Source organism: Pseudomonas sp. Pseusp3, assembly GCF_047304225.1.
Lineage (GTDB): Bacteria > Pseudomonadota > Gammaproteobacteria > Pseudomonadales > Pseudomonadaceae > Aquipseudomonas > Aquipseudomonas fluorescens_CD.
On sequence record NZ_JBGLYV010000197.1, the window covers coordinates 1 to 3883 of the forward strand.

Sequence of the window (3883 nt, forward strand, 5' to 3'; positions counted from 1 at the left end):
CAACGCCGGCCTCGACGCCTGGCTCGCCGCCACGCGCGCACTGGGCGGCAAGGGCACGCACTACATCAGCTTTGCCGACGAACCGAACCTCAACTACCCGGACTACGCCAGCTACCAGCGCATCTTCAACAGCATGGCCTGGCAAGTGCGCAGCAACCCGGACAACGCCAAAGCCGGCGTACGCATCGCCATGCCGGCCAGCTCCCGGTTCGTCAATGGCCCGTTCGTCGACAATGCCACCGACAAGCGCGGCATCGACTGGGCCCGACGCCTGCTGGCCGAGTCCGGCGACAGGATCGATGCGCTGGCGTGGCACGAATGGATGGTCCGCGACCTGCTGGCGACCCGTGTCTACCGCGATAGCGTACGCAAAGCGGCAGAGCTGGTGGGGCTCGACGCCCAGGGACGACCGCGCAAGGCCTTGTTGCTGGACCAGACCAACATGTCCAGCGGGGCCAGCCTCAGCCCTTACGATCAGGAAACTCACTACGCCTCGTTATGGTGGGCCTCGGTCATCATCAATGCGTCCCGGGACGGCTTGCTCGACATGCTCGGCTGGTTCCAGGCCGACGACGAACCCGAGTATCCCAAGGGCATGTTCCGCGTGCTCGGCAAGGATGAATTCGAGCTCAAGCCCGTAGGCCTGGCGCAGCAATTTATCCGCCAGCATTGGCTGCAGGATGTCATGCGCCTGGATAACGACGCCTTCGAGGTTGAAGTGCTGGCCATGTCTGCCGGGCAGCAACGCAGCCTGCTTGGCGTCAACAAAGGCTCGCGCTTGCAACGTGTGAGCCTGGCTGGCGCGCAATGCCCATTGACCCTGGGATCATTGCGCTATTTCGGCGCCGACAACCGCAGTCGCGACGCATCTTTCAAATGCCTGGAGGGTCGCATCAGCTTCGATTTGCCAGGAGAAACCCTGTTTACCCTCAGCTGGAGCGCCACATGAACGTCATTGATTTTTGCCGTGTAGACGATTCGTCGTGCATTGAGTCACTCCACTCGCGACCAACACCGTGAGGAGTCAAAAACATGAATGTTCTGAAAAAACTCAGCGACCACATCAAGCAAAAAGGCCTGCGCGCCACCGTCGGCAAGTTGTGGAAACACTACGTGTTTTTCCACGAAGAACTGTTGTGGATGGAGCGCGACCTGGTGAGCCCGGTACCGCCACACAAGCTTCGGCCCTATTCACCGCTGCGACTGGAAACCATCACTCCACAAAACGCCGTAGCGTTCGCCAGGCACTTCGGTGATCGCGTGGGCACCATGGCCGAGTTGGCGTGCGAAGGGTACACCGGGCACATGTACCTGGATGAAAACGGCGATGCCGTGGCCTTTATCTGGGGCAGCACACGCGATTATCTCGACCGTCATTACTACGGCTGCTTGTTCCCGGTGAAGCCAGGCGAGTTCTTCGAGTTCGCTCTCGAGCAGATTCCTGCCTACCGGGGCACCACGCTGTCGGTCGATTTCCAGCTGAACCTGTGGAAAGCCATGGCTGATCAAGGCTGCAACAAAGTGGTGGATATCTGCGAGTCCCACAACATTCCCGCGCTCAAGCTGCACATGCGCATGGGGTATCGCGAGCAAGGACGGATCATGAACATCTACCACCTGTTCGGCTGGCGCTTCTTCCGCGAAACCCGCTACAGCGGTTCACGCCTGGATGCCTTGCGCAAACCGGCACCCTCTCCTGTTCCGGCCGAGGCGAGCTGACCTTATGTCTGCACGATTCGAATGGCGCACTTCCCTGTGCACCGACGATTTTCCGGTAGCGGCTTACGAAGCGTTGCGCCAGCGCGTAACGGACCACACGCCGTTCAACACCCTGGCCTGGTTGTACGCATCGGAACTGGCACTCAAGCCCGACGCGCAGTTGCACGTGCTGCTCGGCTGGCAGGGTGACGAACTGGCGCTGTGCCTGCCGCTGGTGGCATCCATGGAGCGCTTTGCGCGTTTGCCGTTTCGGGTCCTGCATCATTTGGGCTATCCCCTCGCCGACCGCCTCGCACTGCTGACAAGGCTGGACAGTGACAATTTACGCAAGGCGCTGACGCAGATCCGTCAACGCCTGCCCCATGCCGTGCTGCAACTCAACGAACTGGCCGGTTCCACGGCCCAGGCACAGGCCCTGGCACCGTGGCAGGCGCTGAGTTCGACCTTCGAACAACGCCTGAGCTGTCGAGTGCCGGTGCACCTGATCAGCGAGGCCGACCATCAGGAAGTCTCCGGCGACCCGCGCTACAAACTGCGCCGCGCACGCAAACGCATTGCCGCGTGCGGTGCCCAGGTGCGGCGGATTACTCCCGACGCCCTGACCATGGGGCCGCTGTTGCAGGAAATCAGTGAGGTCGAAGCGGTGAGCTGGAAAGGCGATGAAGGCGTCGGGATCTTTTCCGATGCGCGCCATCGCCAGTGGATGGACCGCGCCTTCACCGCCCTCGCGGCCCGAGGCCTGGTGCGCGTGGTGGTGCTGGAACTGGAGGGGCGCTGCATCAGCTATCGCCTTGGCTTGCTGGAACAGGGTCGACTGTACGACTACAATTTGGCGTTCCTGCCGCAATATGCCGACCTGGGCAGCGGCCGGGTGCTGCTCGAAGAGTGGATTCGCTGGGGCCTGGAAGACAACTGGTGCTGGATCGATGCGTCCCGGGTCAGCCTGGAAAACTCCAGCCATCAACTGCACGAACGCATGACCGGGCAACTGGAACACTGGCGCTGGAGTTTTTACTCCTGGCGTCCAGGCGGCCTGGTGCTGGGGCTGGCCTTGCGGGTCTGGCAACGCTTGAAACCCCGATTGCAGCAATGGCGCGCCCGACGCGCGGCGACCGCAGCAACCCCGGCGCCTGTCGCGACACCGGCGGTCAAAACGCCTGCGCCTACGGAAAAACTCAAGGAGGGTGGACATGCCTCGGCAAGTGATAGTCAACGCTGACGATTTCGGCCTCAGTGCCTGCGAAAACGCGGTGATCCTTGGCGCGTTCCAGGCCGGGCTCATCAGCTCCGCCACCGCCATGGCCAACATGCCGGCATTCGAAGCGGCCTGCGTCCTGGCCCGGCATCCGTTACTCGAAGGCCGCATCGGCCTGCACTTCAACCTGACCTATGGCCGTCCGTTGAGCCAGAGCATTGTGCAGCGCCCGACGTTTTGCGACGGTGCCGGCGTGTTCGACCTCAACCTGCGCCGCACCCGCCTCTGGCTCGGGCGCCGAGATCGCCACGCCGTACTGGAAGAACTCGAAGCCCAGTGGCAGCGCTGCCTGGACAACGGTTTGCGCCCCAGTCACCTGGACTCCCATCAACACGTGCACAACATCTGGCCGATCGGCGAGATCGTCGCGCGCTTTGCCGCCCGCCAGGGGGTGCCGGTGCGTCTGGCGCGCAACCTGGGACAAAATCTCAGCCTGCCCAAGCGCGTGTTCAAGGACCTGCTCAATCGGCGCCTGAGCAACCTGGCCGGCGCCACCGCCGACTACGTGTGCACCCCGGTGGATCTGCGCAACGCCGAGCCGCCAGCCGACGGACTGCTGGAAATCGTCGCCCACCCGAACCAGCTCGGCGCCGACTTCGGCGATGCCTACCTGGAACCGGGAGAGTCCTTGAGCGCGTTGCTGGAACAGCGTTTGCCGGGTGTACCGCGAGTGGCCTATACCGCTGCGGGCGACGCCGCACCTCGCCGTGCGCAGGCTGTTTTGGAGTAATCCGCAATCCCTGTGGGAGTGTGGCTTGCCCGCTATGTCGGTGTATTAGGCGACGTGTTTTTAATAGTGTACATATCCGTTGCTGCGGTCACGGCCACTTAAGGTTCCGCCTTTACGGCGGGTTACTTGGAAAAGCCCCAAGTAACCAAGGGCTCTTGCCCCTGACGTTCGGTGCCTCG

The 3883-nt window shown here is 62.5% G+C and carries 3 protein-coding genes and 1 pseudogene; all 4 read left to right on the top strand.

All coding sequences use genetic code 11. The features are described from left to right. A pseudogene (locus tag ACCD00_RS30305) lies at nucleotides 1-949 on the top strand (hypothetical protein); the annotation flags it as partial. An 83-nt stretch (nucleotides 950-1032) separates the two neighbouring features. Further along, entirely contained in the window at nucleotides 1033-1719 is a 687-nt protein-coding gene (locus ACCD00_RS30310) for an N-acetyltransferase (RefSeq protein WP_413428874.1), read from the top strand. A gap of 4 nt (nucleotides 1720-1723) precedes the next feature. Beyond that, complete coding sequence (locus tag ACCD00_RS30315) at nucleotides 1724-2938, top strand: GNAT family N-acetyltransferase (protein WP_413428875.1); 1215 nt, start codon at nucleotides 1724-1726, stop codon at nucleotides 2936-2938. Continuing rightward, nucleotides 2910-3704 (top strand): ChbG/HpnK family deacetylase, encoded by a 795-nt coding sequence (locus ACCD00_RS30320; RefSeq protein WP_413428876.1) that lies wholly within the window; start codon nucleotides 2910-2912, stop codon nucleotides 3702-3704. Before ACCD00_RS30315 ends, ACCD00_RS30320 begins: the two co-directional genes overlap by 29 nt. Nucleotides 3705-3883: the final 179 nt, after the last annotated feature.